Here is a 2,560-nt window from a genome sequence, read left to right as displayed (position 1 = left end):
GTCGCGAGCACCTCGTCGCGGTCGCGGCCGTGGTGCGCGGCGATCGCGCGGTGGGCGGGTGCCGCGTCGGGATAGGCGCCGACCTGGGCGAGGGAGTCCCGGAGCGCCGCGTCGAGCCAGCCGGGCCGGGGACCGTCGTAGACGTTGACCGCGAAGTCGAGCAGCCCGGCTCCGGTCTCCGCGTCGCCATGGTGTCGCAGGGGGTGTCCCACGGGGTGGAGGGGGCGGTGCGGCGGGCCGGGCGACGCCCTCCCGCCATCCTCATGGGCGTGTACGGCGTCGGCGAAGCGCTGCGCGAGCCGCGGGTGCCCCGCCCAGTGGACGTGGAGATAGGACGCATGCAGGCTCGGGCCGGCGAAGCCGATCGTCTCGCCGTCGACCTCCCAGGCCGGCCGCCACGCCGGGCCGCTGCCGACCGTGGGCGTGGTGCGGGTGCGGTGGAACTCGTGGCCGGTGACCTCCTCCCCCGCCCGGGCGAGGAGCGAGTCGGAGGCAGCGACCGCAACGGGATAGCGGAGCGTCAGCCGCTCGCTCATCGCGGCGGTGACCGGCAGCGCCGCGGCCATCGGCGCACCGTCGAGGGTCTCGGCGAGGTAGAGCAGCCCGGCGCACTCGGCGACGGTCGGCACGCCGGACGCCACCGCGGCCCGCAGGTCGCGCAGCAGCGGCCCGTTGGCGGCCAGCTCGCCGGCGTACACCTCGGGGAAGCCGCCGCCGAGGTAGACCCCGCGCGTCCCCGCGGGCAGGGACACGTCGCGGAGCGGGTCGAAGGCGACGACGTCGCATCCCGCGGCGCGGAGCAGCTCCTCGGTCTCGGGATAGCGGAACGTGAACGCCCGCCCGCCGGCCATCGCGACCACGGGCCGTCCCTCGCCGGCCGGCCGGATCTCGGCGGTGGGCTCCCACGCGGTGCCGTCGAGGTCGGGCGCGCTGTGGGCCACGGCGAGCAGCGCGTCGAGGTCCAGGTGGGAGGCGACCCGCTCGCCGAGCCGCTGGATCAGCGCGACGGAGCCGTCGCGCTCGGCGGCGGTGACCAGGCCGAGGTGGCGCGAGGGCGTGGCGAGTTCCTCGTCGCGCGGCAGCATGCCGAGGACCGGCAGCCCGGCGCGCTCCATCGCCCGGGCGATCTCGGCGTCGTTGCGTGCCGAGCCGGTGCGGTTGAGCACGACGCCCGCGATCCGGGCCTGCCGGTCGCCGTCGTCGTACGCCGCCATGCCGGCCGCGATCGCCGCCGCCGTCCGCGACATCCGCGCCACGTCGACGACGAGCACGACCGGCGACGACGTCAGCCCCGCCACGTGGGCGGTGGAGGCGAAGCCGTCGGTGCCCAGCCGCCCGTCGTAGAGCCCCATCACGCCCTCGACGATCGCGACGTCGGCGCCCCGGGCGCCGTGCAGGAGCAGCGGGACGATCCGCTCCTCCCCCACCAGATGCGGGTCGAGGTTGCGACCGGGACGGCCGGTGGCGAGCGCGTGGTAGCCGGGGTCGATGTAGTCCGGCCCGACCTTGTGGCCGCTCACGACGGTGCCGCGCGCGGCGAGGGCGGCCATCAGACCGGTCGCGATCGTGGTCTTGCCCTGACCCGTGGAGGGGGCGGCGACGACGAGGCGCGGCAGCCGGGTCGCCGTCACCACTCGATGCCCCTCTGGCCCTTCTGGCCGGCGTCCATCGGGTGCTTCACCTTCGTCATCTCGGTGACGAGGTCCGCGGCCTCGACCAGCGCCGGGTGCGCGCGGCGGCCGGTGACCACGACGTGCTGGTGCCCCGGCCGGCCGCGCAGGACCTCGACGACCTCCTCGGTGTCGACCCAGCCCCACTCCATGACGTAGGTGAACTCGTCGAGGATCAGCAGGTCGTGGCGCTCCTCGGCGAGGGCGCGCTTGATCTCGGCCCAGCCCTCCGCGGCCGCGGCCGCCCCGGTGTTGTTGCCCTCGGCGTCCTGGGAACTGCGGGTCCACGACCAGCCGGAGCCCATCTTGTGCCACGCGACCGGACCGCCCTCGCCGGTCTCCTCGTGCAGCCGGCCGAGCCGCTCGAGCACGGTCTGCTCGCCGATCCGCCACTTGGCCGACTTCACGAACTGGAAGACCCCGATGCGCCAGCCCTGGTTCCAGCCGCGGAGCGCGAGCCCGAAGGCCGCCGTCGACTTCCCCTTGCCGTCGCCCGTGTGAACGGCGAGCACGGGCCGGTTGCGGCGCTGGCGCGTGGTGAGCCCGTCCTCGGGTACGACGGTCGGCTGGCCCTGCGGCATGGTCATGACTCCTGTCGTGTCGAACGTCGCGCAGCAGCCGAGGCGGAGGGAGCCATGACTAGGCAGCCCCCTTCGCGGCACCGGTGAGCGCCTCGGCGCTCACCTCGGCGACCGGCAGGTGCTCGGCCCGCAGGTGCTCGGCGAGGGTCCGGGCCAGGCCGAGCCGCAGCGGGCCGCTCTCCCCGTCGACGACGACCGTGGCGATGCCGAGACCGGCGAGATGCTCCGCGGCCTGCCGCGAGCGCGCGACCGGATCGCCCGCCCCGGCGCCGCCGGTCGCCCGCCCGTCGGTGACGACGACGAGCAGGG

General features: G+C 75.8%; 2 protein-coding genes and 1 pseudogene. All 3 read right to left on the bottom strand.

The window, feature by feature from the left end:
• Nucleotides 1-1,634: cobyrinate a,c-diamide synthase (locus QM572_RS13775; protein WP_415094051.1), on the bottom strand; the 1,634-nt coding region annotated here is incomplete at its 3' end.
• Nucleotides 1,628-2,251 (bottom strand): cob(I)yrinic acid a,c-diamide adenosyltransferase, encoded by a 624-nt coding sequence (gene cobO, locus QM572_RS13770; protein WP_415094052.1) that lies wholly within the window; start codon nt 2,249-2,251, stop codon nt 1,628-1,630. The genes QM572_RS13775 and cobO, both read right to left, overlap by 7 nt.
• A 58-nt stretch (nt 2,252-2,309) precedes the next feature.
• Nucleotides 2,310-2,560 (bottom strand): annotated as a pseudogene (locus QM572_RS13765) (magnesium chelatase); the annotation flags it as partial.

The organism is Nocardioides sp. (genome assembly GCF_047607365.1).
Lineage (GTDB): Bacteria > Actinomycetota > Actinomycetes > Propionibacteriales > Nocardioidaceae > Nocardioides.
Note: the sequence above shows the minus strand (reverse complement) of the source record. Positions and strands in the feature narration are given on the sequence as shown.